The organism is Vibrio sp. S/42/10 (genome assembly GCF_029890535.1).
Lineage (GTDB): Bacteria > Pseudomonadota > Gammaproteobacteria > Enterobacterales > Vibrionaceae > Vibrio > Vibrio cyclitrophicus.
This window is the reverse complement of record NZ_JAKMZC010000015.1, coordinates 104,412-129,292: the sequence shown is the minus strand read 5'-3', so window position 1 is coordinate 129,292 and position 24,881 is coordinate 104,412. Positions and strand designations below refer to the sequence as shown.

Sequence of the window (24,881 nt, the reverse complement as noted above, 5' to 3'; positions counted from 1 at the left end):
ATGCATTATCCGTTTACCGCGCTACTTGATGACAGCACTGACAGGGAAGTGGTCTGAAAGGTTGTAGTGCTTCCATAATTCACTGCTTGTAGAGCGAGGAACATCAACGCGGTTATTGTTGTGAGCTTTTTGCGCGTACTCCGAACTCACCACCACGTAATCCAAGTATTCAACATTTTCCCCGCCAGACATAGGTTCGCCAGCAAAGTTATTGATGCGAGGATCAAAGGTTGAAGCGGTATAACCTGAATACTCCGGCTCAGCGGCTTGTAGGTTAGCGAACATCTGCTGGTAGTCGCCTGGGAACTTCAGCTTGTTCACGTTGAAGTCACCACTGTAAATAACCGTTTCTGAAGTTGGTATTTCCAGTGATTGAGCAAGCTGACGCATTTGTTTAAATTGGCGCTGTCGGTAGTCACGAGCCGTGTCCGTATCGAATGATGCCGTGTGAGTGCCAAACACGTGGTAAGCCTGACCATTTTTGATGACTTCAGCGTAATTCACGCCTTTGTCAGCGAAGCAATCTGTGCCTGTACAATCAGGGAACACGTATTGCGCTTCATTGACGATAGGGTAACGGCTCACAATGATCACGCCGCCGTCATAGATGTTGATGCCATCTTTATTGAGCATCTTGGTTTGATAAGGATACTCTTTTGCTAGTTCACGCAGGAACTCATCTCGTCCGTTGGCAAACACTTCTTGAAGCGCTAACACGTCGTAGCCCTTAACGTATTGAGGAATGAGGTCGTAACGATCACCGATGTGAGAAGCGATGGCAGGTAGCGCCCAGATGTTGTAGGTCATGACTTTGAGTGTATTGGCATCCGGATCTGGTTGCTCATCTACTTTGGGTGGGGTGATGGTGTAATAAATATCATCGTAGCGCGCCGTAGAATCGGCTTTAAGTGCAAGCTCTGCATTGACCCCGAATGCATCGGTTGTGCTGCGATGAATATTACGATCGTCATGCAGCGTTAGGTTGACGTCTGCGGCACTTAAACCATGTTGCAGTGTCGAGTTGTACCAATGACCTTTCATGGTTTGGTTGAGCGTGACACTTTCTCCCACAGCGTTCGATACTACAGTGTCAAACTCGTAGGTCTTCCCAGATTTCACACCAGTCCAGCGATTGAAACTGATCAGCTTCTTCGTCTCCCAAGGGCCAATCTGTTCAACATGCTGTTGCCACTCATCACCGAATTGAAGCTGGTCGGTACCTGTGTGATTGGTTTGAATCGTCATTGCTTGGCTAGTGTTATTGGTCAGGTACACATCGGTATCTGCAATAGCCGAGGTTGAAATGAATGAAGCAGATGCAAGTATTGCACTAAGGCAAGCCCATTGAGTTTTCATTTTTACGTTATCCTTACTGATTGGTTTAAAGAATAACGTAGTAAAGAGTTGTGACATTGGAGTTATAACTCTATGGGAATTACCCAAATATTAGATATATGCCATGGTTTTATAAATTATATTACTCATTGAAAATTAACATATTGCTTCGCCTGAATGATAAGTGATACGCGCGCACGCTAAAAAATAGAGGAAGGATTGGGTATGAGGGTAAGTCACTAGTGGGTGTTTTTGTGGAAATCATAGGTCGGTAAATAACCAGAAATGGATGCTGTGAATCACGATAAGGAATAACGCTAACCGCCTTGCTCTACCAGCAAAAATTTTGCCATTGTTCAGTAAACAGATTCCTCAAAAACAGGTATGATAGTGTCGTTTTTAATCCTGAACTGGGAAAGTCATGGCAAAGTTAACACTCCAAGAGCAAATGCTTAAAGCTGGCTTGGTAAATGAGAAAAAATTAAAGAAGGCGAAAAAAGGCTCTAAAAAGTCTCGCGTTCAGTCTCGTGAAGCAAAAGCGGCAGCAGAAGAAACTAAACTGGCGCAGCAAGCGAAAGACAAAGAGCTAAACCAACAGTTGAAAGAACAGCAGTTGAGCAAAGAAATTAAAGCTCAAGTGAAGCAACTGATTGAGATGAACAAGATCGAACAGAAGAACGGTGAGATCAAATACAACTTCACCGACGGTACGCTAGTTAAATACCTTTACGTAGAAGAGCTGACTCAAAAGCAACTAAGTAAAGGCATTCTAAGTATTGCTCGTCAAGGCGAGAGCTATGTTGTTATTCCAACAGTAGTAGCGAACAAGATTGCTATGCGCGACGAAGAATCTATCGTTGATACGCAGGCAGGTAGCACAGATGAAGTAGACGAAGACGACCCGTACAAAGACTTTGTGATCCCAGATGATCTAATGTGGTAATCCGTTTTACCTAGCTCCATTCTAATGGCTAGCTAAGTTTACAGGATCTAAGAATGCAGCGAACAATCACTCGATTGTCGCTGCATTTTTTTTGGCGCGAAATGACTTAAGCAAATGTGGACTAACACTTAATGCTCTGACATGCCGTAAACAAGGCTATCATTGGTACTTGCATGATCGATGAAATCGGTATTAGCACGTTGCTCGTGTTGGTCATAGCCATCGAAGTAACAGTCGCCAATTTCATTGCGCGGGCAAACATGAATGTGGTCTTTAATGACCAGTTCGGTAGAACAGCATGGGCAGTGCTTTACATGTCCAGTGAGTACCGTAGATCGATTTGGTTTCATACATCCTCCTGATAGGCACTGTAATATGATTGCCTATTTGCACCCTAAGTTACGCAAATTAGTGTGTCGTTATGATTTCATTTTTAAGTCAATAAAAAACGATTCGTAGAGTGAATATTTAGGTATTAATGTAAGACCAAGAAATAATAAAACGAACTAAGAATAGAAAGTGGATCGGCCATATAGTCGGCTTTCACTGGTATAACATTCAGCCGAAGAGGTTGAAGTAGAGCTCGCTACGACGAATATGTTGGCCAGATGAAACCAACAAGCCCTAGTGAGCTGTGCATCATTTTATCGACTTAAGCTTTCAAAGTAATTCTGAACAAATTTAACGAACACTTGGTGTTTCTTTGCCGGATAAATAACTTGCGGATAGAACAGGTAAATACTATTGCCTTGTGGCAGACATTCATTAGGCAGCACGCGCTCTAACTCTCCAAGCTCAACCTCTTTCGCAACGTAGTAACTCGCAATACGAATAATACCGCTTCCTACCATGGCTTGTTGCTTAAGTAAGTGATTGTCATTACTTGAAAGCCAACCGGACACATCAATATTTGCTGATTTTAAAGGCCACTCGGTTTGGTGCAGCGTTGCTAAGCATTGATGATCACTTAAGTCACTTACATTGGTTGGACGACCAAATTGATCAAGATAACCGGGCGTAGCGACTAAATCATGCTGATAGCTAATCAAATGTTTTGCCACCATGTTGTCTGGTGGGGTATTGGTGGCACGAAACGCGATATCGATATCATCTTGGTTGAGATTAAAGTTGGTGTAGCTGCTATTTATCTCAAAACGGATCTCTGGATATTGCTGCCTAAACTGTTGGCAGATATCGAATAGATATACCTCAGTAAACATCTTTGGCGCGGTGAGACGCAATAGACCTTTTACGATGTCATGCTGCTCTGAAACGCTACGTTCAAGCTGCAACACTTGAGAACGAATCGTTAAGCCTTGTTGTAACGCGCGTACGCCTTCTTGGGTTAAACGAACACTGCGCGTGGTTCTGACCAAAAGAGGGCACTGTAAATCATTCTCTAAACGTTTGATCTGCTCAGAAAGGTAGCTCTTAGAGATACCGAGCTTTTCGGCTGCTTTGGTAAAGTTAAGTTGCTGAGCAAGTTCTACAAATAGGATCAGTCGTTCTATTCTCTTGTGCTCGTTCATGTGTGTATGCCTTCAAAACTGGTTAGTTCCATTGTTCGCCATATAAAACAATCATTTCGTAAATAGCATATTCTGTTTTCTAAAAAGAACAATATGATAGAGGCATATTTATTGGCATCAAATCTTCAAAGCGAGATCAGGTATGACGAACAGCATTGAATCTACAAATAAAACGAATGATAAAAAGAGCATTCCGTTATCAAACTATCTACCGAATGTCGGGCAGGTTGCCTACGGCTGCATGGGATTAGGTGGTGGCTGGAATGATAATCCAGTAACGGCGGCTGATGCAGCGCAAACACGCCGCGTAATCGACACAGCATTAGAGTCAGGGATCAATCTGTTCGACCATGCAGACATTTATACCTTCAGCAAAGCAGAGCAAGCTTTTGGTCAAGCACTGCAACAAGCCCCTGAATTACGTGATCAGATATTCATTCAATCTAAATGTGGTATTCGTTTTGAAGGCGAGGGCAATGTTGGTCGCTATGATTTCTCGGCAGATTGGGTAAGCCAATCGGTAGACGGTATTCTCAACCGATTGAATATTGAAAAGCTCGACGTGTTGCTTTTGCATCGCCCTGATCCGCTCATGGAACTCGATGAGTTGGCAAGAATGCTTGAGAACCTGAAAGCTCAGGGAAAGGTCGATTTCTTCGGTGTCTCTAACATGAACAGCCACCAAATTCAGTACCTGCAATCTGCGCTTGGGCAACCCATTGTCGCAAACCAAATTGAGATGAGTTTAGCTAAATTGGATTGGTTGAATGATGGTGTGATGATCAACTCGCAAGGTCACCATCAATCTGATTTTGCTGCAGGTACACTTGAGCATTGCCAAATGAAGGGGATTCAATTACAAGCGTGGGGCTGCTTGGCGCAAGGTCGATTTGCTGAGCAAGGTTTGTATTCAGAACATGACAACGTGAAAAAGACCGCGCATTACGTAGCTCAGTTAGCGAACCAATATGGCGTAGAAAGTGAAGCGATTGTGTTGGCATTTTTGCTTCGTCATCCCTCAAGTATTCAGCCTGTTATTGGCACGACTAATTTAGAGCGAATCAAAGCTTCGGCAGTAGCGACTCAGATAAATCTGTCTCGTGAAGAGTGGTACAACTTATACGTGTATTCGCGTGGTCAAGCACTGCCTTAAGGAATGAGTATGTTGAATCAAAAGCTCGTAAAGCAATTGATGTCTAGCGCTCTCAACATTGCAGAGCATAATCAACAAGCAATCGCGGTGAGCGTGTGTGATACGCATGGTGAGTTACTGGCGTTTATTCGCACGGATAATGTGAGTGTACAAGCCGGATTGTTAGCACAGAACAAAGCTTACACGTCTGCAAGAGACAGGCAGCCAAGCGGTAACTTAGGCGCTTGGGCGAGAGAAACTGGTAAAGACTTAAGTTACTGGACCGACCCAAAGATCACTGGCTTTAAAGGTGGTGTTCCCATTGAGATAAAGGGGCAGGTGATTGGCGCTATTGGTATCAGTGGATTGAGTGAAGATGACGATGAAGCACTGGCTGAGAAAGTGATTCAGTTGTTGCTTTAAGTTCTGCCGTTTACAAAGTGACTCTGATAAAAGACAGATAATAAAAAACCGATGTGTGGGCATCGGTTTTTTGTTTAACGAGACTCAAGTTAATGAATCAATCGAACCTATTAAGCGTTCGCTTGTTCCAGATCTTGTTGCTTGTCCTTCTTACCTAATAGGCGGCTGGTGATTGTACCGGCTGTCATTGCACCAGATACGTTAAGCGCTGTACGTGCCATATCGATAAGTGGCTCGATAGAGATAAGCAGTGCCGCGATAGTTACAGGAAGGCCCATCGCTGGTAATACGATAAGCGCCGCGAACGTTGCACCGCCACCCACACCCGCGATACCGAATGAGCTCACCGTAATAATCGCAATCAGAGACAGAATGAAGTTGATGTCCATTGGGTCGATTCCGACTGTTGGCGCAACCATTACTGCTAGCATTGCAGGGTAAATACCCGCACAACCATTCTGTCCAATCGTCGCGCCGAACGTTGCAGACAGGTTAGCAATCGCTGGTGGCACATTTAGCTTAGTGATTTGAGCATCAACGTTAAGTGGAATCGTTGCAGCAGAACTACGTGATGTGAAAGCGAACGTTAGTACTGGCCAGATTTTTTGGAAGTACTCCTTCGGGTTTACGCCAACAAAAGAAACCAACACACCGTGGACAACAAACATCAGGATGATTGCGACGTAAGAAGCAACGATGAAGCCCAGTAAGCTTAGGATGTCAGAAGCGCTTGATGTTGCTACAACTTTCGCCATTAACGCAGCGATGCCGTATGGCGTGAGTGCCATAATCATCTTAACTAAGCGCATAACGATAGATTGCGCAGCGTCAACGAAAGTACGGATCGGTGATTCTAGCTCTTCTTTCTCAGCCATTACTTTACGAGCAGCAATACCTGTTAGAACGCCGAAGATAACAACCGCAATGATAGACGTAGAGCGAGCGCCCGTTAGATCTGCAAACGGGTTAGTCGGAATGAAACTAACCAGCATTTGTGGAATAGTTAGGTCTGAAACACTTCCCATGCGGCTTTCTAGTGTTGCAATACGAGCTGTCTCACGAGCACCTTCTGTTAAGCCTTCAGCCGAAAGGCCGAATGCTTGAGCGACCGCAATACCCACAATCGCAGAAATCGCTGTTGTTGCTAACAATACAGAGATCGTGATACCAGATATCTTGCCTAGCGAACCGCCTTTTTCAAGTTTCACGACTGCCGCAATCATTGAAACTAATACCAATGGCATGATCACCATTTTCAGTAGGCCAACGTAACCGCGACCAACAATGTTTACCCAGTCTAAAGTTTCTTTGATTACCGGATTACCTTCGCCAAATAGAAGCTGAAGGCCAAGACCAAAAGCACTACCGAAGACTAAACCGAATAGAACTAAACGCGATAACGTGTTTTCTTTTCTTTGTTGTCCGTAGAGAAAAAAGAGGATACCCGTGAATACCGCTAATGCAGCGATAGCTGAAAATGACATTTGCTTTCCTTATGAATAGCTCTAAATCAATTAGGCACCTGGATGTATAGGTGCAAGTACTGCCGCTAAAATAACGTTCTGTTATAAAACGTAAAATAAGGAAAAGTAATTTAATAGAACAATTAGTAATATCCACCTAATAAGATGAGTGGATATTCAACATTGTGGTGAATAGGTGAGCTTTTTAGCGATATTTTGCCAATAAATTGAGCATGTTACTTGACGAGTAAATTTCTACATTTTGGAAGTTATTTTCGAATAATCTGAACAACATGGCTTGAGCAACATCTTTCGATTGAATAGGGCGCAGGTTTTTGAACTTACCAAACATAAAGGGAGAGAGGAGAGGGAAAACACGTTGCAGAAGCTTTTCGTCAGCTCTGGGTTCATCTCTTTCACCAACAAGTGGCCCTGGACGAGCAATAAATAGTTGTTTAAAACCAATTCGTTTTAAGTTCTGTTCCATTTGCCCTTTGCAACGAAGGTAGTGTGAATAGGAATCAATTGAAGCGCCGTAGCTGGAGACTACTGCGACTCTTTGAACGCCCAGAAATTTCATCGATTGAGCAACCTGGCTGACTAATTCAACATCTACTTTACGTAGCGCTTCTTTTGACCCGGCCTTTTTCTTGGTGGTGCCTAAACAGATAACGCCAAGTGTTGGAGTTGTTTTTGCGTCATCCCAGCTCGTTATCTGCAAGTCACTGTGAATAAGAGTACGGAGTTTTTGGGAACTGAACTGCGAATCTAATGCTCTTCGGGATAAGGCATAGATTTTTTCGACCGCGGGCTCGTCGATAAGTAACGTCATGACATGATGTCCAATTAGCCCAGTTGCTCCAGCCACTACGACCGATGTTTTGTCTCCAGAAATACTCATAGCTATCCTTAACGCTTTGCAAGTGCTTGTTTAATATAAACAGTGTTTGAATTTTAAGCGAACAAAACTTACACAAAACAATGATGGCGGCAAAGTAATCCAGTGATGGTGAAGAGTGACAGGTGTTGGTCACTGGATGTTTGGAAATAAAGCACCAAACAGCGAAAAGCCCGCTGGGCAACGGGCTTTTCACTTTCTAGGTGAAGGCTAGTGGGAGTTTCTTCACCTTTTTACTGTTTTTCTTCTTTGATTTAATTGGTTTTTTTTTGCTTTGGTTTACGAACATTACACCTCCTAAATCTTTATCTCTTTCTTTGTGTCTGTTGTTTAGCAGTCGATTTTTGTTTCTTAGTGAGGGCAATCACTTTTGATACTTGTTACCTTATTGCTTAACTTACTTTGTTGTTAACTTACCAACGGAGAGAGGTTAATAAGTTACTTTATTTAAAGCATAATCGGTGCCAAAACGTAAGTTATTGATTTTTCTTTTAAGTGGTTGCTTAGTGTTACTTTTATGTCTTTTTGATTCTCAATTTGAGAAATAATGAGGTGTATTTGTTCAAATAAAGAACACTCTCTGCATTTTCTGCCAGATAGCCATAGATACGACTCTTTTTAACACGTAAACTGATTTGAATTTCACATAGACAAGGACGTGCTATGAACCTCAAGCTTGATACTCTTGCTCCCACTCAGATTTATCACCTGATGACACAAACCGTTGTTCCTCGCCCTATTGCGTGGGCATTGACGGAATCTTCAGAACAAGAGTTCAACTTAGCGCCTTTCTCTTATTTCACTCCAGTATCGAGCAACCCGCCTTTATTAATGCTGTCCGTTGGTAAGAAGCCAAGTGGTGAGATTAAGGATACGACTCGCAATTCGCTCGAAACAGGTAAGCTTGTCATTCATATAGCATCAGCAAGCTCTGCAGAAGCAATAACAGCAACAGCGGCCACACTTGATCATGGTGAATCAGAAGTGACTGCGAATAATATCGAGTTGGTTGAATTTGATGGCTTTTCTTTACCGAGAGTAAAAGAGTGCGCGGTCGCTTTTGGCTGCACCTTGTACGAAGTAAAAGAAGTTGGAGAGGTGCCACAAAGCCTTATCTTTGCTCAAGTTGAGGCCGTGTATATATCGGAGGATGTCATCGACAAAGACAGTGAGCGTCTTAAGATCGATGCGTTAGCACTGGATCCTTTATCTCGATTGGGCGGGGGTGAATACGCCACGCTTTCCAATGTGTTCTCTGTCGCTCGCCCTAAATAGTTTACCCATTTAGCTCAAGCAGAATAAGCGCTCTCAAACTCGTTTTCTTAAATTTAAGTACTCCTCAATTTATGTTAGATACCAAACACTCGCACTACATCCAACATCGCATTGACCAAAAAACCAAGCCACTCGGTGCGCTTGGCCTACTAGAAAAGGTTGCACATCAACTGGCATTGATTCAGAGCCAAGGCAAAGAAGCTGCGGTTGAACACATCGAATTGAACAAGCCAAGTATCATCATATTTGCTGGCGACCATGGCATTGCTGACGAAGGCGTGAGTATTGCCCCAAGTGCTGTCACACAACAGATGGTGTTGAATTTCTTAAACGGCGGCGCAGCGATTAATTGCTTTTGCGCGGTGAACAACATCGATATTACGGTGGTGGATACTGGGATTTTGTTACCAGTCGAATCCGATAGCGACATGTTAATTTCACAGCGCTTGGGTACGGGAACCAATAACTTTGCCAACGAAGCGGCAATGAGTTTAGAAACGATGGAACGTGGGATTGAATTGGGTGCAGAGCTTGCTTCTAGAACCATTTCGAATGGCACTAATATCATCATGTTTGGTGAAATGGGCATTGGCAATACCAGCAGTGCGTCAGCGATTTTGAGTGCATTAGCTAATCGCCCCACGCAGGAGTGCGTTGGTTTAGGTACAGGGATTAGCTGTGAACAACTGGAACACAAGAAAGTGGTTGTGAAACAAGGTGTTGCTCGTTGCAAAGGTTTAGATCCTAAAGAAGTACTTGCTCAAGTAGGCGGCTTTGAGATAGTTCAAATGGTCGGTGCTTTCCTTGGCGCGTACCAAAACAAAACCCCTGTGTTGGTCGATGGCTTTATCGTATCAGTCGCTGCGTATGTCGCGACCCTAATTGACCCGAATTGTCGTGATTACATGATCTTTGCGCATCGCTCTGAAGAATCGGGGCACAAAATTTTGTTAGAGCTGCTAGACGCTGAGCCACTGCTCGATCTTGGATTGAGATTGGGCGAGGGCACAGGCGCTGCACTGGCTATGCCAATTATTCGTGCGGCAGCTGAGTTCTATAACAACATGGCGAGCTTCGAAAGTGCTGGAGTCACGGTTTAATGAGTGATGCACCAGAAAGATCATTAAAAGATCGAGCTACTTATCAGTGGGAGCTTTTTACATTGGCGATGGGCTTCTTTTCTCGTTTGCCTATGCCGAAGAATACTCCCTATTCATCAGAGCGAATGAACCGCTCTGGACGCTACTTTTCAACGGTTGGTTTGTTACTTGGTGTTCTGTGTGGCGGTGTGTTCTTGCTACTCGATGACATACTGCCGAGTGCAGTGGCCATCTTTTTGATGATGAGTTTTAGCTTGATGTTGACGGGGGCTTTTCATGAAGATGGTCTAACCGATATGGCGGATGGCATTGGTGGTGGAATGACGCTTGAACGCCGATTAACCATCATGAAAGATAGCCGCATCGGTACATACGGCGCGTCTGCGCTGATCATGGCTCTGCTTGGCAAGTGGGTTCTGCTCAATGAACTCGTCAGCATGACTGGATTGTTTTTGGTCATTGTGACGAGCTACACCTTTAGCCGTGCGATTGCTGCATCGCTGATTTACGACATGCCTTATGTTAGCGATTTGGATACCAGTAAAAGCAAGCCATTGGCCAACAAGCAAACTAAGGGCGAGCTCGTTTCTCTCTTGCTTGTAGGCGTATTACCTAGCCTGTGGTTTGGTCTTGAATTCGCTTTGATTTTATCTGTCGTTGCTTATCTGTTCAGAACAGGTTTCAAAAAGTGGTTAACGGCTCGAATTGGTGGCTTTACTGGTGACTGCTTGGGTGCAGCTCAACAGTTGATGGAGTTACTGATTTACCTTGTATTCATTGCTGCATTTTACAATGGTTTTCTATAACGGCTTCCTATGACTAACATGAATCAAACTAATCAAACAAGCCAGCGAAACAGCCACCTGGTATTGGGTGGAGCTCGTTCTGGTAAGTCGAGTTTTGCAGAGCAACAAGCATTATGTGCGCTTGAAGCATGTTCAAATGGACGCCTCAATTATATTGCGACAGCGACGTATCTTGATGACGAAATGCGAGAGCGAATAGCGCACCATCAACAACGTCGTGGTAATCAGTGGATTGAGCATGAAGTGCCCGTTGAGTTAGCTGAAAAACTGGAGTCTTTTGACCAAGATGATGTGGTGCTGATTGATTGCCTAACCTTGTGGCTGAACAACATCATCTTTGAATTGGGTGATGACGCAACTAATGAACAGGTTGAAGCTGTGGTTGAAGTATTGGTCAAAAGCGTAGAGCAAAGCCCGGCGCAAATTATCATGGTTTCAAACGAAGTGGGGCTTGGTGTCGTGCCGTTGGGCAAAGTGTCGCGTTTATTTGTGGACAACGCAGGGCGCATGAATCAATCACTGGCTCGTGTTGTTGAGCGAGTTACATTGATTGCAGCAGGGTTGCCGTTGAACTTAAAACCGTCAATCCACTCTATACATTCCGAAGGTTAGGTCGAGTTCATGGAAAACGGAGCCATCAAAAATATCTATTTGCTCAGACACGGCAAGGTCGAAGGCAAAGCCGCGCTCAATGGTTTCTCTGACGTGTTGGTTCAGACTGAAATACAACAACGTATTTGTGAGTCGCTGATTGAGCAAAACCTCTTTCTGGATTGCGTTGTCACTTCGCCATTGAGACGATGCAGCGACTTAGCCAACTTATATGCGAAATGTATGGCTTTGCCTCTGTCGATTGAGCCTGAATTTCAGGAAATGAACTTTGGTGAAGTCGATGGTGTTGCGTTCGATGAGCTTGATGATAAATGGGCAAAGTTAGAAACTTTCTGGCAAGATCCCGCAAACCATCAGCTGTCTGGCGCTGAAAGTTTACAGAACTTCCATGACAGGGTTACCCAAGGTTGGTCGCAACTTCTGACCAATGAAAGTGACAATCTATTACTCGTTACCCATGGTGGTGTGATCCGAATGATCTTGGCACATTGTCTCGATATTGATTGGAAAAACCCGAGTTTGTATTCGAAGCTATCGATTGAGAATGCCTCGATAACCCATATTCAAATCACTCAGTTTGCACAGAGCTTTGTCAGCGTAAAGTCGATAGGGCTACCAGTTCTCTGAGTGTTCAGAAACATAGTTTAATAATTAACAATTTATTAAAAATATTAGAAGTATAAAGCGATGCTTACAATCGCTATTTACGTGAAAGGAATTTTGTCATGACAACACCTAGTTGGGATCTAAGCATCGCTTATCGCGATCTGGATGATGCGAAGATAGAACAAGATATTGAACTCATTCAGCAGTGTATTGAACTTTTGTATGTGCATGTTGAAAAGCGCCACATCATTCTAGCGATGCAAAACGCGATTCAAACGTCAGAAGCGGCAGGTACGTTACTTAGCACCATCAACACGTTTGCTAACTGTCACGCATCGGTAGACGCAACACATACTGAAGCGAAAGCATTGCTTGGTCGTGTCGCGAAACTGAACTCTGAGATGTCTCAAGCGTTCAGCCCTTATGAAGATACGTTAATTCATGCTGAGCCGGAATTTATCAATGCCGTTTTAGAGCATGATAGTGCTGATGTAGCAGGGCAAGGGTTTGCGATTGAAAGCTCTCGTAAACTTGCAAGTAGTAGACTGAGTGTAGCTGAAGAGCAGTTGCTAGCCGCAATGAAAGTCGATGGCCGCGATGCATGGGGGCGTTTATACGATAACCTGACGGGTTCTTTAAAACTGTCACTAAAGCTGGACGGCGAAGATGAAACTCTAGGTTTTTCACAAGCGGCGAGTTTGTTGTATGGCAGCGAGTTCGACAAACAAGAAACGGCATGGCGTGCTGTTCAAGGCGCAATGAAAACGCATCAAGAGTCATTTGCTTCGATTCTAAATGCATTGGCAGGTTGGCGACTGACGGAAAACAAAAAGCGTTCGAAAATTAGCGATGTGCATTTCCTTGATCCAAGCCTGCATGGAAGCCGCATTGTACCAGAAACGCTAGATACCATGATGTCGGTGGCAAAAGCCAATCGAGCTGTTGGTCAGAAAGCAGGTTTGTTGATGGCAAGAGTTCACGGCTTGGATGAAATGAAACCTTGGAACCATTTAGCCGCGATGCCACCACTGGGTGACAATAAATCTAAAGTTTACCCATTTGATGAAGCGATCGAAGTGATCAAAACGGCTTTCTCTGAAGTCAATCCAGAGATGTCTGATTTTGTCGCATTAATGGTTGAGAACGGTTGGATTGATGCCGCGCCTGCTGCGAACAAACGCCTAGGTGCGTACTGTACTAAGTTTGCAGCCACTCGCACGCCATTAGTTTTCATGACTTGGAGTGGTAGTCGCTCAAATTTAATGACACTAGCTCATGAATTGGGCCACGCTTTCCATAACTGGGTAATGAAAGACATGCCATTGTGTCAAACTCGTTACCCAATGACACTTGCTGAAACCGCTTCGATCTTTGCTGAGAATATTGTTCGTGACCACTTGTTGAAGCAAGCACAAACACGAAATGAAAAATTGGAAATGCTGTGGGAAGAGCTTTCTTCTTCTTTGGCATTAATGGTGAACATTCCCGTTCGTTTTGAGTTTGAGAAAGCCTTCTACGAGCAGCGTGAAAAAGGCGAACTCACGGCTCAGCAGCTGTGTGACCTGATGGAGACGACTTGGAAAGAGTGGTACGGCGATGCAATGACAGAAGCCGACCCTTACTTCTGGGCAAGTAAGCTGCACTTCAGCATCTCTCAAGTGAGCTTTTATAACTATCCATACCTGTTCGGTTATCTGTTCAGTAAAGGTGTTTACGCTCAGCGCGATGCGAAAGGTGAGCAATTCTACGGCGATTACGTGTCGTTGCTTCGTGATACGGGCAGCATGATGGCGGAAGAAGTCGTTCAGAAGCACTTAGGAATGGACCTGACTCAAGCTGATTTTTGGCAACAAAGCATCGACATGGTCAAAGTTCAAATCGATGAATTTGAAAGATTGCTGAATCAGAAAGATTAATTGATCTCAATCTGTTCATCGCGGGTAAGAGCTGTGTTAGCTTACGTGGCTCTTATCTTGCTGAAATGACTAAACTTAAAATGATCATCTAGAACAGAATTAAAAAATCATTATTTGGAACAGACGTCGGTTTGTTGATAAGCAAGAAATCTAAAATATATGGGCAGTATTTGTGAGTGATAACGGAGTTTCTGTTGATAAGTGCGATCCTAGCAACACAATTTCTATGTACAATTTATTAACATACGGCCGTGCAATTAAGGAGTAGCGCATGACGAAGACCCTCTTTCGCCAATCATTTCTTTTTGACAGCCTAGATCTTGAGCAAGAAGTGGTTGCAGGACAGACCGTACTGAGTAACGGTGTTCAAATTAAGCTTCATCAACGCGGTGTATTGGAAGTGATTCCCGCAGAGTACAATTCTGAAACCAAAAACATCATCTTTTCAACAGGTGTTCATGGCGACGAAACCTCTCCAATGGAGCTTATCGATAAGCTCATTGAGGATATCGAAACAGGCTTTCAGGAAGTGAACGCGAGATGCTTGTTTATCATCGCTCACCCTGAAGCAACCAACGCGCATACCCGTTTTCTTGATGTGAATATGAATCGTCTGTTTGATGAAAAACAGCACGAGAGCAATCGAGAAGTGGATATTGCGAAGAACTTAAAGTTCTTAGTGACTGAGTTTTATAAACAAACGGAACCTGCCACTCGCTGGCACCTCGATCTGCATTGTGCGATCCGCTTGTCTAAGCATTATTCGTTCGCCGTGAGCCCCAAGGTTCGACACGAAGTTCGCAATAAAGAGCTGTTTGATTTCATTAATAGCGCGCATGTTGAAGCGGTGTTGTTGTCGAACGCACCAACCAGCACCTTCAGTTGGTACAGTGCTGAAAATTTTGCAGCTCAAGCACTGACAATGGAGCTAGGGCAGGTCGCGCGAATTGGTGAGAACCAGCTTGATAAGCTCACTGCTTTTGACCTGGCGATGCGCAACCTGATTGCTGAAATAGAACCAGAGCATTTGCCAAAGAAAACCATTACCTATCGCGTAAGCCGAACGATTGTTCGTTTGCACGATGACTTTGATTTCATGTTCTCTGATGACGTTGAGAATTTTACCGCGTTTAAGCACGGTGAAGTGTTCGGTCATGATGGTGATAAACCATTGATGGCGAAGAATGAAAACGAAGCCGTGGTATTCCCAAATCGCAACGTGGCTATTGGTCAACGAGCGGCCTTAATGGTGTGCGAAGTTGAAACACGATTCGACCACGGTCAGCTTGTGTACGATTAATATCCAGTCGGATTTAATCGACTAAAACAACTACTCAACTGGTTGAAATATCAAGGTTCACATTACGGTGTGAGCCTTGAGTTTATTTGGGTATACAGGTAAGGTTACGCGAACATTTTCAAAGTAGCTTGATATGGATTTCCAACAACTTCTTCACCAAAAACAGCACAAATGGACGCGAGCCATTTATTTGATGGCAGCATTGCTTGTCGCGCTGAGTGCAATTTACCTAATGGTTGGCGATCTCTTCATTTCCCCTCTGGGCACCTTGTCCACGTTAGAACAAAAACTACTGATTGATTTACGCTTACCTCGACTATTGGCTGCTATTGCTATCGGGGCTGGATTAGCCGTTTCAGGCGCAAGTTTGCAAGTCTTACTCGGTAACGTATTAGCCGAACCCGGCGTGCTTGGTATTTCCGGTGGCGCGAGCTTGGCCATGGTGATAGTGCTGTTCTTCTTACCGTTTGCTCCAACTCCAGAACTGTTCATGATTGCTGCCGTTTTAGGCTCGCTCTGTTTCACCGTGATTCTGGTGAGCATGGTCAAAACGATGCGACTGACCACGGCCAAATTATTGCTGGTGGGTGTGGCGTTAGGCATTCTTTCAGGCGCGATGGTGACATGGGCATTCTATTTTAGTGATGACCTAAGCCTTCGCTTGCTGATGTATTGGTTAATGGGCAGTTTGGGTGGTGTGACTTGGTATCAACACTCGCTTACCTTAGTGATGATTCCCGTGATTATTTGGTTGTGTCTGCAAGGTAGCAAGCTCGATAAGCTGATGATTGGCGAGACTCATGCTGCGCAATTGGGTGTTAACGTTCCGAGATTACGCTGGCGCTTGATCTTCGCTGTCTCTATTTTAGTCGGCTGCGCAGTAGCTTTAGGTGGCGTGATCAGTTTTGTTGGTTTGGTTGTGCCACACTTGTTGCGCTTAGCGATTGGTACTGACAACAAATACCTGCTTCCTTTGTCCGCGGTTGCTGGTGCGGCACTGCTGGTGTTTGCTGATATTTGTGCGCGTACATTACTTGATTCTGCAGAATTACCTTTGGGTGTGATGACCACCAGTATCGGTGCGCCTATCTTCATTTGGATGTTAATCAAAAATCATGATTCAAATTAAGAGCCTGAGCGTAGGCGCTCGTTTATTACCGCTATCATTTGAGATCAAGCAAGGGCAGGTGACTCATGTCATCGGTCCTAATGGCAGCGGTAAAAGTACCTTACTAGAAGCGATATCTGGTATTGGTGATGGTTACAAAGGCGATATAAAGATCGATGAGCAAGACTTATCTGTGTTGTCGTTACAAGACTTATCATTACACCGTGCTTATCTGTGTCAAAGCGCAAGGCCTGCCTTCAACTTAGAAGTGTTCCAATATCTCGCGCTCTCATTACCAAGTTCATCACATGGACTTAATACTGAAATCAACGCAGCTTTGGACGAAATAAGCCAGATGTTGGACATCACAGACAAACTTCATCGTTCAATTCAGACACTGTCTGGAGGTGAATGGCAACGCGTACGTTTGGCCGGAATGTGCCTGCAAATTTGGCCGACGCTTAATCCTTACGCAAAGCTGCTGATCCTCGATGAACCCGCAGCTCCGTTGGATATTGCTCAAGAAGGCTTGTTATACAAGCTGATTGTTCGAGTGGCAGAGAAGGGCATTGCGGTGATCATGGCCAATCACGACCTGAACAGAACCCTAAGACACGCAGACCAAGTGTTGTTGCTCGACAAAGGTGTACTTCAAGCATCAGGTAGTGCAGAACAAGTTCTTACTCCCGAGCAGCTTGAGTCGGTGTTCAATACGCAAGTGAAAAGCATCTCTGTAGATAATCAAACCTATCTGCTATTTGGTTAGAGAGGGCGTTTGCTAAAGGTCATTGGGTTAAAGACGAGTGAGTAAAGGATCAAATATGTTTAGATACATCCAAAGACGACGAATCAAAAAGGTCATTAAGCTACTGTCTGTAAGGTTGGTAAAGAGCTATGGAAGTCGTGACTTCTTCTCGATTGGACAAGTTGAAACGAGTTCTCGCGAGTTGAGTAAGCGTCAACAACAAATCGCATTGGCTTTGTTTGATGATTCACAAGATTTGGATGTTGAATTAGTTCCCACTATCCAGCTGTTACGTAATGATGTGTCTAATGACTTCTTCGGCGGCGAGAATTACACCGCGCGTGATGTGCTCAATCTCTTAGGCGGAGGCGGCTGGAAGGGTGGCCGTATGGACGATGACATGTCACATCGCTTTGGTATGAACAGCCGCTACTAACTCTCTTCTTATTGCTGAACTAGTGTACAACTCGTGCAGTGTACTTAGTGCCTAGCTCCAAAGCTCCTTAATCATTAAGTCGCTTTTTTATGCATCTCGGATGGTTTTTCCTCTATCAACACGGAATACTGAAATTTCATAATTCGAAGCAACATCATCTATCTACAACGCTTTTGTTTGAGTTGTGTGACTCTGATTCCTATCAGTATAAAACCCGCTGTCATTGATATAATTGACGTATATATTTTTCGTTGTTCTTTAAGTCAGAAACTATAAACCCTCGAATTACAGTGCTGGTTGGTTAGTAACCAATTAGTTTTGTGTTTAGGGTAAAATAATAGAGAGTGGGAAAGTGACAACAATAAATAATAATATTCTAAAAATAGCAGTGGGTATGGCTATGCTATCGAGTGTGCCGTCAGTGGCAAATGCTCATGGCTGGTCTGAATTTCCAAGTGCACGTCAGAACACGTGTTACGAGCAAGGCGGGGTTTGGTCAGGTACACCACCCAATGCTGCATGTGCTCAAGCAAAAGATATTTCGGGTTCATACCCGTTCGTTCAACGTAACGAGTACGCGAAAAATATCCAAGATTTCAACAACATCAATGCTGTAAAAGCGGCGATTCCTGACGGCACTTTATGTTACGCCAATGATTCGCAAAAACGCGGCATGGGTGCACCTCATACAGGCTGGACTCGCACTGAGCTTAATACTGGTACATTTGAATATGTATTCAATGCGACTGCGCCACACAATCCGTCATTTTGGGAGTTCTACCTAACGAAACCAAACGCAGATCTAAGCAAAGGCCTAGCGTGGGGTGACTTAGATCTTATCCAAGAAGTGGGGAATGTTCCTGTAAGCGGTGGCAAATATCGTATCAACGTAACGATTCCTTCGGACCGCTCTGGCGACGCAATCTTGTATGTGCGCTGGCAACGTGATGATTCGGCGGGCGAAGGTTTCTACAACTGTTCAGACATCACTATCGCGGGTGGCACAACCCCTCCGCCAGAGCCGGGTCCTGAACCTGATCTGGTACGTGGCGACCTATTCATTTCAGAAATTTTTGGTACCCCACAAGTTGGCGACACCGTTAAGTACGACATCATCAACAAGTATGGTGAAGTAGCGCGTAGCTTCGACATCGCTATCGACGCTTCAAACGTTAACGATTGGGCTCGCTTGTTGGCTTCAGAAATTAACGGCTGGCATGAAGAGTTTAAAGATGGTGCGATTTTCATTGGTGATTGGCATGCTGAAATGCAGCACTACATGTACTTTCAAAACGATCCTTCACGTAACTTCTTCAACTCAAAAGATAGCCGTGCGTCAGGGAAACTAACATTGATTGATGGTGGTGACGGTGGTGTTGAGCCATTGAAAGGCGACATCTACGAGCTAGTGAAGAGTGATAATGTAGTGAATGCTGGCGACAAAGTTGTGATTGCAACAAGCGAAGCGGCAAATCTAATTCAGACACAAGGCTCTTCAGTAAGCATTCAAAATAACGGCACGGCTTCTATCGTAGTTGATACCACTGGCATCACTGCAAACGAAACTCTATCGTTTATGGCTAGCTCGATTGAAAGCGAGAGTGTTGAAACCTTCACTTTTGAAGTAATTGCTGATGACGGTGGCGTAACACCAGACCCAGATCCAACGCCGGATCCAGATCCGACTCCTGACCCAGGCACATGGGATTCATCAGCGACTTACCTAGGCGGTGAAGTAGTGACTTACTCGAACCAGTCATGGAAAGCGCAGTGGTGGGTTCAGGGTGGTACAAACCCTCAAGCAACATACGAAAGCGACAAATGGGGCGTTTGGCGTCCAGCTAACTAGTCTTTGTTTTAAAGATACTAATTAGCTTAGTCAAAACTACACAGTAACATCAGCACCATGCTTTATAAGTGTGGTGCTTTTTTGTGGGGTATAAGTAAAGCATGATGCGATATCGTCATGAAAATAATAGTACTGAGTCGACTGTGAAGTGAATTGTGTTTATCTTTATTAGTTCAAGTCTGACTAAAGAGTACATTGGGTTAACGGCTGGTTTTTTCGATGTTCCCATTTACTACTCCATCGAGTGTATCCAAGCCTCAGCTTTTGCGTTTTGTAATGTGTTAGCGAATTATTCCAGAATAAGGTTTTCTTTAATCTCATCGTTAAGATACCCCTGATCAAAATCTGGTGTCATGAATTCGACGGAGGAGGAGTCTAGATAGCTGGTTTCTAGATAACTCGACTCTAGATAATGGGAATCTAAGTGATCAGCACTTGCGTAGGTGGGAATCGCAGAAAACAAAACGATACTGATCGCTGCAGCGATATTAATGGCTTTGTTACGTTGAGAAGTAATTTTCATAGTAGTGCCCTCGAAAGGTGGGCAAATCCATCTGCCTATGAGAATTGAATCTGAGATATTTAGAAGTCGTAAGACAAACCAAGTGTGATGATGCTGTCGTTGTCGATCGGGCCCATCGATTGGCCGTTCAAGTAAAGGTCACCTTCGTTGGTGTTGAAATAGGTGTATTTCACGTAGGGTGTCCAGTCGTCGATGCTCTTAGAGAGAACGACTTCGTGTTCATTGGTACGGTAGTCGCCTTGATGAAAGATTACGTTGTCATCGTTGTGGGTAAACCCGCCATTGGATCCATCACTGTTTTCGTGAGTGTATTGATAAGCTAAATCCCAGCCTGCGAGTGAGTACCCAGCACCGGCGATGAACTTATTGGTGTTAATCGTGGTGTCGCCTACATTCTCGAGTACTTGCCCTGACTGGTTATATCCCAATCCACTGAATACATTGAAGTTGTCGTTCACTTGATAATCAATAATACCTTCGATTAATAACTCTTCACCGTTGTCCCATTTACCGAGTTCACCGTATAGGTTGAACGTGAAGGATTCGCTGATGTGAAAGTCGTGTCCGTAACCCGCGGCTAGCCAACCCTGGTCATCAAAACCTATATAGACTTGTCCATTTTCTGAGGTATCGATTAATGCGCCAGCTTCTGTGGTGTAGACACCGTTATCAGCAGCATTAGAGGCAACGTTTTGTTCGATGTAAACTTGAGTCGAAGTCGCAAACGCTGCGCTGCTGAGTAACGTAAGTGGTAGAGCAATAAGGTTAAGCTTTTTCATGGATTCTCCAGTGTCGTTCTATTGAATTAACTTGCTGGAGAGTATGTGATTAAACTGAATTTATATTAATAGGGTTAACTTTAGTTAAAACCTCAGTTTCATTTATGTTTTCTTAATGCTGACTTGATTGCTTCACGGGTTTTGATGTGTTGTTCGTCATTAGCATAACGGCGGTGATAGAGCATTCGAAACGTGAGCGGTTTTAATTTGATGGGGATAGGGTGAACGCGTAAGCCAAGCGCCGGTGCGAGCATTTCTGCAAAAGAACGAGTAGAAGCGGCGATATAATCTGTCGTGCTTGCCAAAATCAGCATGCTTGAAATTGAGCTGGTTTCAATTCTGACTTTTCTCGGCTCGATATCGCTCTCTGATAAAAATTCGACTGTGTTCATGTTGGCGCGTTTGATCTTGAGTGCAATATGTTCCTCTTGGAAATACTCTTCTTTACTCAGTGTCTCACCAATTCGAGGGTGATTGATCCGAGTCAGACACACGGGTTCCTCATCGACGATGGTTTCTTCAATCAATGAGTGTTTCTTACTCGAAAGTACATCAATGACGATATCCACTTTTTGTGCAGTAAGCGCATCAAACAGTTCTTCTTCTTCGAGCGGCGCTTCCGTGAAGCTTACGCCTTCAACCTGACTAACGAAATGAAGCAAGCTCTCTGTGCAATAAACCTTAAGGTCATTTTTTTGCTGCTCAACCGTTCCAATGATGTTCAATGGGTCTTCTATCTTGTTAGCGAGTGATACCGCTGCTCCAGTGGGTGCGATACCTCGTCCTTCTCTCACAAATAAAGCCTTGCCCACGACACCTTCGAGTCTCTTAATCGCCGCGCTTACCGCGGGTTGAGAAATATCGAGCTGCTCTGATGCCACGGTGATAGAGCTGTGTTTGTAAACGGCCAAAAATGTAGTCAGTAGATTAAGGTCCAAATTCAGTTCCCTCTATTCTTATTGCCACCCATCCAAATCATGGTGGAGTCGTTATTAACTCATAAATGAAATGGAGGTTTTAAGTAAAGTTTACACTATATATCAAGGTTCTGTTTATTAATAAACTTGTTTGCATCGGAGTGAGGAAGGAACTTCATTCATTTACTAAATACTCAGACCGATAGGTGAAACTATGAGAACTTTCGCAAAATTATCAATCATCTCTACAGCAATGATCATCACGACAACCGCTTTTGCTGCTGACCCAATGATGCAATACAACACCAAGCAGACTAACTCTGATATTCAAAAACTCGAGAAATTTGAATATCACGAGGGTGAAACCCTTGAAGAGTATCTGAGCACTCAACCTAAGGGGAACTTGTACTCTTCAGAAGAAGAAGTGCTTTCTGTGTTAATGGGCGGTGTAAACAATGGTGACTATCGCAAAGAAACCAATTCAGGTTGGAAAGAAGGCCTGATGTTTGAGGGCATTGCACCTTATGGTGATCACATGGTGTCGGGCGCAAACTGGTTCCCACGCACTGAAGAAGTTCAACCGGATGAAATGCGTGTCACGTTCATGGGGACATCACCAATGATTCGCCCGGGGCAAGCAAACACCTCGATATACGTAGAATTGGGTAACGGCTCTAACTTTGTCTTTGATTTAGGTGAAGGATCAATTGCGAACTACGTAGCGGCGGGTGTCGCGATGAATGAACTCGACCATATCTTCATTACTCACTTACACGTAGACCATTACGGCTCGTTACCTTACCTGTATCAATTTGGTGGTTGGAATGGTCGCTGGGAAAAGCCGCTTAACATTTATGGCCCGAGTGGTGCGACTCCAGAATATGGCACTCGTCATATGATTGAAGGCATGCAGCAAATGTTGAACTGGCACACCGATGCATTTGATGTGTTCCCATCAGGCAACGACATAGTGGTACACGAGTTTGATTTCCGCGACGACGGTGGCGTTATCTATGACCAAGACAATGTGGAAGTGATTCACTGGCGACGCAGTCACGCAAAAGATGGCGCGTCTGGTTACCGCTTGAATTGGACTCAAGATGACGGTCGAGTGCTTTCGTTTGTTTGGACAGGAGACGGTCGCCCAACTGAGTTGGATTTGAAATACGCAAAAGGTGCAGACTTGTTCATTACTGAATTGCAAACCGAAACGTTTGGTGTGTCTTCAATTATTCAAGGTGTGCCGCCATTCTTAGCACGTTACACCGTTGATACTCACCATACACCAGCGTACGCGGCGGGTTATGTGGCCAATGAAGTACAACCGCGCTTGTTCATGACAACGCACATGACATTCGACCCATATCTCAATGAGGAAACCGTTGCAGAGGTTCGCCACCATTGGCAAGGGCCTTACCACTTCGGTGCGCCAGATGGCATTGTCGTTAACATGACTAAAGATAACGCGTGGGTTCGTGAAGGTATTTTACCTGATTTCCCGAATGCGCGAGCGCCGCAATTTGATATGGCAGATGGGTCTGATTTTAGAATCCCATTACCTAAAAACAGCCGTGAAGACATACAAGAACAAGAGATTCGTGATTTAGAGTTGGATCCAAAACTGTACTACCCAGAAGGCTACCACCCAGAGCTGTTAACAGAGTGGCCAGTCGACCGTGACATCGTGATCCCAGCTGAACAAGTACCAGAAGCAATGAAGCAAGGTATGAACACCAAGCAAGAATACATGGATAGAGTGCGTGCTCACCACAATCTTGAGCGCAAGTCGGTAAGTCGTCCAACTGAGCCTGGTGAAGGAGCAGGAACCGATAACAAATAGGGTATTTGCAGTGAGGGCTGATATTGCCCTCATATCCTAAAAAGTTAGGGAAATAAACCCATTCTCTTACTCAATCATAAAACTATTGCTTACAACTTCTTTGCTTAGAATATCTGGAGTTCATTATGAAAAAATCAATTTTAGCGGTCGTCATTCTATCTTTAGTGTCAGCGTCTGTTTTCGCTAACGGACAATCCAATGCTCACAACTATCAACCTGGTGCGACGAATAACTCAGAACGTTTAGCGGATATTGATCCTAACTACGAACTGACCTTACCTTCAGAAAAAGAAGGCTACACCATGTATGACAACCAATCCATGTCAGACGGCGGGACCTACACAACGTATGTCAAACCGAATCCTTCCGATGCAATGCATGTTGCCGATGAAGGCTCGCTAAAAATAACGCATGGAGAAGGTGGTGTCATTATGACGGAATACACCACAAAGAATGGGCAACACACGTTTTCAGTGATGTGCGGCTACACCTCGGGCCCATCATACTGGGCTGACGGAAAACCAGCGAAGGTATGTGAAGAGGCGCAAGCACTAGCGGTTGCATTGGAAGCAAAAGGTGAATGGGAGGTGAAGCCAATGACTTACACCATCGCACCAGCAAGAATCGTAGTTGATAAGTGATTTTTGTCTACAGAACGCTCTTTATATCGAGCCTCGTTATCCAATCATATTGATTATTTGTAGTGAGACAGAGGGGTACTCAGGCTGAAATGGTCTTGAAGTTCCCCTTAACTTAGCTCATCTCACAAGAAGCTAAGTCAGCCAACTAATCAAATTTGTATTCGAAAATACATAAGGTCTATCCCATGAAAAATACCATTAAGCTACTGGCTATCGCATGTGTTTTACTTACTCCAATGCTTGTTGCCGCTGCCGAACATAATCACAGTCACAATCATTTTAACCCTGAATTAGAGAAACTTGGCGACGATATTATTGGTCTAACCGTGTGTTACAAAAATGGTCATCTATCAGATGAGAATCAAGAGCCTGCGTTTATGAACCTTATCAACCACGCCAATGTAGAAGGTGAGGAGTTGGGGATGTACTACATGGATAAGTTGGGCCCTAAAGCTGAGCAAATCATGAGTGATGATGAGGCTCGTCGCTTATGGACTGAAGATTATTGTGCTGATTTGACTGACACTTATTTGGACTCAGACAGGTTAGCTCAAAGAGCTAATGAATATCAAGGTCATTCCCACGACCATGGGCATCACCATAATCATGATCACCATGGACATGGCGATTTGACGCCAGAGGTACTTGAGCAAGATATCGAGCGAGGGCGTTTACTTAGTATCAACTAAGCCCAATAAAATAAGT

At 44.2% G+C, this 24,881-nt stretch carries 25 protein-coding genes; 17 read left to right on the top strand and 8 right to left on the bottom strand.

The genetic code is table 11. The annotated features are described in order from the left end of the window. Nucleotides 1-21: 21 nt before the first annotated feature. Complete coding sequence (locus L8S15_RS16465) at nt 22-1,356, bottom strand: sphingomyelin phosphodiesterase (RefSeq protein ID WP_102421278.1); 1,335 nt, start codon at nt 1,354-1,356, stop codon at nt 22-24. Between the two features lie 400 nt (nt 1,357-1,756). On the opposite strand from L8S15_RS16465, the gene L8S15_RS16460 reads away from it, so the two are divergent. Continuing rightward, entirely contained in the window at nt 1,757-2,278 is a 522-nt protein-coding gene (locus tag L8S15_RS16460; protein ID WP_016789524.1) for a DUF2058 domain-containing protein, read from the top strand. 128 nt (nt 2,279-2,406) lie between these two features. Here L8S15_RS16460 and L8S15_RS16455 read toward each other — a convergent pair whose 3' ends face one another. Further along, a complete protein-coding gene (locus L8S15_RS16455; RefSeq protein WP_010441212.1) occupies nt 2,407-2,628 on the bottom strand; it encodes a hypothetical protein in 222 nt (73 codons plus the stop codon). A 294-nt stretch (nt 2,629-2,922) separates the two neighbouring features. Beyond that, a complete protein-coding gene (locus tag L8S15_RS16450; protein ID WP_016768025.1) occupies nt 2,923-3,807 on the bottom strand; it encodes a LysR family transcriptional regulator in 885 nt (294 codons plus the stop codon). A 142-nt stretch (nt 3,808-3,949) separates the two neighbouring features. Here L8S15_RS16450 and L8S15_RS16445 point away from each other — a divergent pair, with 142 nt between their 5' ends. Together L8S15_RS16445 and L8S15_RS16440 are read left to right on the top strand one after the other, a co-directional pair. Continuing rightward, nucleotides 3,950-4,960 carry an aldo/keto reductase gene (locus L8S15_RS16445; RefSeq protein WP_280574219.1) on the top strand — a complete coding sequence of 337 codons (1,011 nt, stop codon included), beginning with the start codon at nt 3,950-3,952 and terminating at the stop codon, nt 4,958-4,960. Between the two features lie 9 nt (nt 4,961-4,969). Continuing rightward, complete coding sequence (locus L8S15_RS16440) at nt 4,970-5,362, top strand: heme-binding protein (protein WP_016768027.1); 393 nt, start codon at nt 4,970-4,972, stop codon at nt 5,360-5,362. A gap of 110 nt (nt 5,363-5,472) precedes the next feature. Here L8S15_RS16440 and L8S15_RS16435 read toward each other — a convergent pair whose 3' ends face one another. After that, nucleotides 5,473-6,846 (bottom strand): L-cystine transporter, encoded by a 1,374-nt coding sequence (locus tag L8S15_RS16435; RefSeq protein WP_010441208.1) that lies wholly within the window; start codon nt 6,844-6,846, stop codon nt 5,473-5,475. A 184-nt stretch (nt 6,847-7,030) separates the two neighbouring features. After that, a complete protein-coding gene (locus L8S15_RS16430) occupies nt 7,031-7,726 on the bottom strand; it encodes an NAD-dependent epimerase/dehydratase family protein (protein ID WP_016784511.1) in 696 nt (231 codons plus the stop codon). Nucleotides 7,727-8,386: 660 nt separating this feature from the next. On the opposite strand from L8S15_RS16430, the gene L8S15_RS16425 reads away from it, so the two are divergent. The 11 genes from L8S15_RS16425 (at nt 8,387) to L8S15_RS16375 (ending at nt 19,476) form a co-directional block, all read left to right on the top strand. Continuing rightward, nucleotides 8,387-8,998 (top strand): flavin reductase family protein, encoded by a 612-nt coding sequence (locus tag L8S15_RS16425; RefSeq protein ID WP_010441206.1) that lies wholly within the window; start codon nt 8,387-8,389, stop codon nt 8,996-8,998. Nucleotides 8,999-9,069: 71 nt separating this feature from the next. Next, nucleotides 9,070-10,098 carry a nicotinate-nucleotide--dimethylbenzimidazole phosphoribosyltransferase gene (cobT, locus tag L8S15_RS16420; protein WP_016786190.1) on the top strand — a complete coding sequence of 343 codons (1,029 nt, stop codon included), beginning with the start codon at nt 9,070-9,072 and terminating at the stop codon, nt 10,096-10,098. Further along, nucleotides 10,098-10,904 carry an adenosylcobinamide-GDP ribazoletransferase gene (locus tag L8S15_RS16415; RefSeq protein WP_280574210.1) on the top strand — a complete coding sequence of 269 codons (807 nt, stop codon included), beginning with the start codon at nt 10,098-10,100 and terminating at the stop codon, nt 10,902-10,904. Before cobT ends, L8S15_RS16415 begins: the two co-directional genes overlap by 1 nt. A 9-nt stretch (nt 10,905-10,913) precedes the next feature. Further along, complete coding sequence (gene cobU, locus L8S15_RS16410) at nt 10,914-11,516, top strand: bifunctional adenosylcobinamide kinase/adenosylcobinamide-phosphate guanylyltransferase (RefSeq protein WP_280574208.1); 603 nt, start codon at nt 10,914-10,916, stop codon at nt 11,514-11,516. A gap of 9 nt (nt 11,517-11,525) precedes the next feature. Beyond that, nucleotides 11,526-12,143, top strand: coding sequence for a histidine phosphatase family protein (locus L8S15_RS16405; protein WP_280574206.1), 618 nt, complete (start codon nt 11,526-11,528; stop codon nt 12,141-12,143). A gap of 98 nt (nt 12,144-12,241) precedes the next feature. Continuing rightward, a complete protein-coding gene (locus tag L8S15_RS16400; RefSeq protein ID WP_102385539.1) occupies nt 12,242-14,038 on the top strand; it encodes a M3 family oligoendopeptidase in 1,797 nt (598 codons plus the stop codon). Nucleotides 14,039-14,309: 271 nt separating this feature from the next. Beyond that, a complete protein-coding gene (locus tag L8S15_RS16395; RefSeq protein WP_010441198.1) occupies nt 14,310-15,338 on the top strand; it encodes a succinylglutamate desuccinylase in 1,029 nt (342 codons plus the stop codon). A 133-nt stretch (nt 15,339-15,471) separates the two neighbouring features. Next, a complete protein-coding gene (btuC, locus tag L8S15_RS16390) occupies nt 15,472-16,467 on the top strand; it encodes a vitamin B12 ABC transporter permease BtuC (RefSeq protein ID WP_010441197.1) in 996 nt (331 codons plus the stop codon). Next, nucleotides 16,454-17,212: a vitamin B12 ABC transporter ATP-binding protein BtuD gene (btuD, locus tag L8S15_RS16385; RefSeq protein WP_102385540.1), complete on the top strand. Its 759-nt coding sequence runs from the start codon at nt 16,454-16,456 to the stop codon at nt 17,210-17,212. Before btuC ends, btuD begins: the two co-directional genes overlap by 14 nt. 55 nt (nt 17,213-17,267) lie before the next feature. Further along, nucleotides 17,268-17,627, top strand: a complete 360-nt coding sequence (locus L8S15_RS16380) for a DUF6559 family protein (RefSeq protein WP_102385541.1) — start codon at nt 17,268-17,270, stop codon at nt 17,625-17,627. 394 nt (nt 17,628-18,021) lie between these two features. After that, nucleotides 18,022-19,476: a lytic polysaccharide monooxygenase gene (locus L8S15_RS16375; protein ID WP_010441194.1), complete on the top strand. Its 1,455-nt coding sequence runs from the start codon at nt 18,022-18,024 to the stop codon at nt 19,474-19,476. A gap of 289 nt (nt 19,477-19,765) precedes the next feature. Here L8S15_RS16375 and L8S15_RS16370 read toward each other — a convergent pair whose 3' ends face one another. The 3 genes from L8S15_RS16370 to L8S15_RS16360 all read right to left on the bottom strand — a co-directional run bounded on the left by L8S15_RS16370 (nt 19,766) and on the right by L8S15_RS16360 (nt 21,716). Further along, on the bottom strand, nt 19,766-19,999 hold the full coding sequence (locus tag L8S15_RS16370; protein WP_280574200.1) for a hypothetical protein: 234 nt from the start codon (nt 19,997-19,999) through the stop codon (nt 19,766-19,768). A 59-nt stretch (nt 20,000-20,058) separates the two neighbouring features. Next, entirely contained in the window at nt 20,059-20,778 is a 720-nt protein-coding gene (locus L8S15_RS16365) for a hypothetical protein (protein ID WP_280574199.1), read from the bottom strand. 98 nt (nt 20,779-20,876) lie between these two features. Continuing rightward, on the bottom strand, nt 20,877-21,716 hold the full coding sequence (locus L8S15_RS16360) for a LysR family transcriptional regulator (protein ID WP_017078016.1): 840 nt from the start codon (nt 21,714-21,716) through the stop codon (nt 20,877-20,879). Nucleotides 21,717-21,909: 193 nt separating this feature from the next. On the opposite strand from L8S15_RS16360, the gene gntH reads away from it, so the two are divergent. From gntH to L8S15_RS16345, 3 genes are all read left to right on the top strand, one after another. After that, entirely contained in the window at nt 21,910-23,535 is a 1,626-nt protein-coding gene (gntH, locus tag L8S15_RS16355; protein ID WP_017068281.1) for a guanitoxin biosynthesis MBL fold metallo-hydrolase GntH, read from the top strand. 125 nt (nt 23,536-23,660) lie between these two features. Next, complete coding sequence (locus L8S15_RS16350) at nt 23,661-24,176, top strand: hypothetical protein (RefSeq protein WP_017068282.1); 516 nt, start codon at nt 23,661-23,663, stop codon at nt 24,174-24,176. Nucleotides 24,177-24,361: 185 nt separating this feature from the next. Beyond that, nucleotides 24,362-24,865, top strand: coding sequence for a hypothetical protein (locus L8S15_RS16345; protein ID WP_280574198.1), 504 nt, complete (start codon nt 24,362-24,364; stop codon nt 24,863-24,865). Nucleotides 24,866-24,881: the final 16 nt, after the last annotated feature.

What these genes read in the sequence shown, in the direction of transcription:
- L8S15_RS16375 (WP_010441194.1), top strand. Translation starts at nt 18,022, where the DNA reads ATGGCTATGCTATCGAGTGTGCCGTCAGTGGCAAATGCTCATGGCTGG.
- L8S15_RS16440 (WP_016768027.1), top strand. Translation starts at nt 4,970, where the DNA reads ATGTTGAATCAAAAGCTCGTAAAGCAATTGATGTCTAGCGCTCTCAAC.
- L8S15_RS16345 (WP_280574198.1), top strand. Translation starts at nt 24,362, where the DNA reads ATGAAAAATACCATTAAGCTACTGGCTATCGCATGTGTTTTACTTACT.
- L8S15_RS16350 (WP_017068282.1), top strand. Translation starts at nt 23,661, where the DNA reads ATGAAAAAATCAATTTTAGCGGTCGTCATTCTATCTTTAGTGTCAGCG.
- L8S15_RS16425 (WP_010441206.1), top strand. Translation starts at nt 8,387, where the DNA reads ATGAACCTCAAGCTTGATACTCTTGCTCCCACTCAGATTTATCACCTG.
- gntH (WP_017068281.1), top strand. Translation starts at nt 21,910, where the DNA reads ATGAGAACTTTCGCAAAATTATCAATCATCTCTACAGCAATGATCATC.
- L8S15_RS16430 (WP_016784511.1), bottom strand. Translation starts at nt 7,726, where the DNA reads ATGAGTATTTCTGGAGACAAAACATCGGTCGTAGTGGCTGGAGCAACT.
- L8S15_RS16365 (WP_280574199.1), bottom strand. Translation starts at nt 20,778, where the DNA reads ATGAAAAAGCTTAACCTTATTGCTCTACCACTTACGTTACTCAGCAGC.
- btuD (WP_102385540.1), top strand. Translation starts at nt 16,454, where the DNA reads ATGATTCAAATTAAGAGCCTGAGCGTAGGCGCTCGTTTATTACCGCTA.
- cobU (WP_280574208.1), top strand. Translation starts at nt 10,914, where the DNA reads ATGACTAACATGAATCAAACTAATCAAACAAGCCAGCGAAACAGCCAC.
- L8S15_RS16435 (WP_010441208.1), bottom strand. Translation starts at nt 6,846, where the DNA reads ATGTCATTTTCAGCTATCGCTGCATTAGCGGTATTCACGGGTATCCTC.
- btuC (WP_010441197.1), top strand. Translation starts at nt 15,472, where the DNA reads ATGGATTTCCAACAACTTCTTCACCAAAAACAGCACAAATGGACGCGA.
- L8S15_RS16370 (WP_280574200.1), bottom strand. Translation starts at nt 19,999, where the DNA reads ATGAAAATTACTTCTCAACGTAACAAAGCCATTAATATCGCTGCAGCG.
- L8S15_RS16445 (WP_280574219.1), top strand. Translation starts at nt 3,950, where the DNA reads ATGACGAACAGCATTGAATCTACAAATAAAACGAATGATAAAAAGAGC.
- L8S15_RS16450 (WP_016768025.1), bottom strand. Translation starts at nt 3,807, where the DNA reads ATGAACGAGCACAAGAGAATAGAACGACTGATCCTATTTGTAGAACTT.
- L8S15_RS16415 (WP_280574210.1), top strand. Translation starts at nt 10,098, where the DNA reads ATGAGTGATGCACCAGAAAGATCATTAAAAGATCGAGCTACTTATCAG.
- L8S15_RS16460 (WP_016789524.1), top strand. Translation starts at nt 1,757, where the DNA reads ATGGCAAAGTTAACACTCCAAGAGCAAATGCTTAAAGCTGGCTTGGTA.
- L8S15_RS16400 (WP_102385539.1), top strand. Translation starts at nt 12,242, where the DNA reads ATGACAACACCTAGTTGGGATCTAAGCATCGCTTATCGCGATCTGGAT.
- L8S15_RS16455 (WP_010441212.1), bottom strand. Translation starts at nt 2,628, where the DNA reads ATGAAACCAAATCGATCTACGGTACTCACTGGACATGTAAAGCACTGC.
- L8S15_RS16465 (WP_102421278.1), bottom strand. Translation starts at nt 1,356, where the DNA reads ATGAAAACTCAATGGGCTTGCCTTAGTGCAATACTTGCATCTGCTTCA.
- L8S15_RS16395 (WP_010441198.1), top strand. Translation starts at nt 14,310, where the DNA reads ATGACGAAGACCCTCTTTCGCCAATCATTTCTTTTTGACAGCCTAGAT.
- L8S15_RS16405 (WP_280574206.1), top strand. Translation starts at nt 11,526, where the DNA reads ATGGAAAACGGAGCCATCAAAAATATCTATTTGCTCAGACACGGCAAG.
- cobT (WP_016786190.1), top strand. Translation starts at nt 9,070, where the DNA reads ATGTTAGATACCAAACACTCGCACTACATCCAACATCGCATTGACCAA.
- L8S15_RS16380 (WP_102385541.1), top strand. Translation starts at nt 17,268, where the DNA reads ATGTTTAGATACATCCAAAGACGACGAATCAAAAAGGTCATTAAGCTA.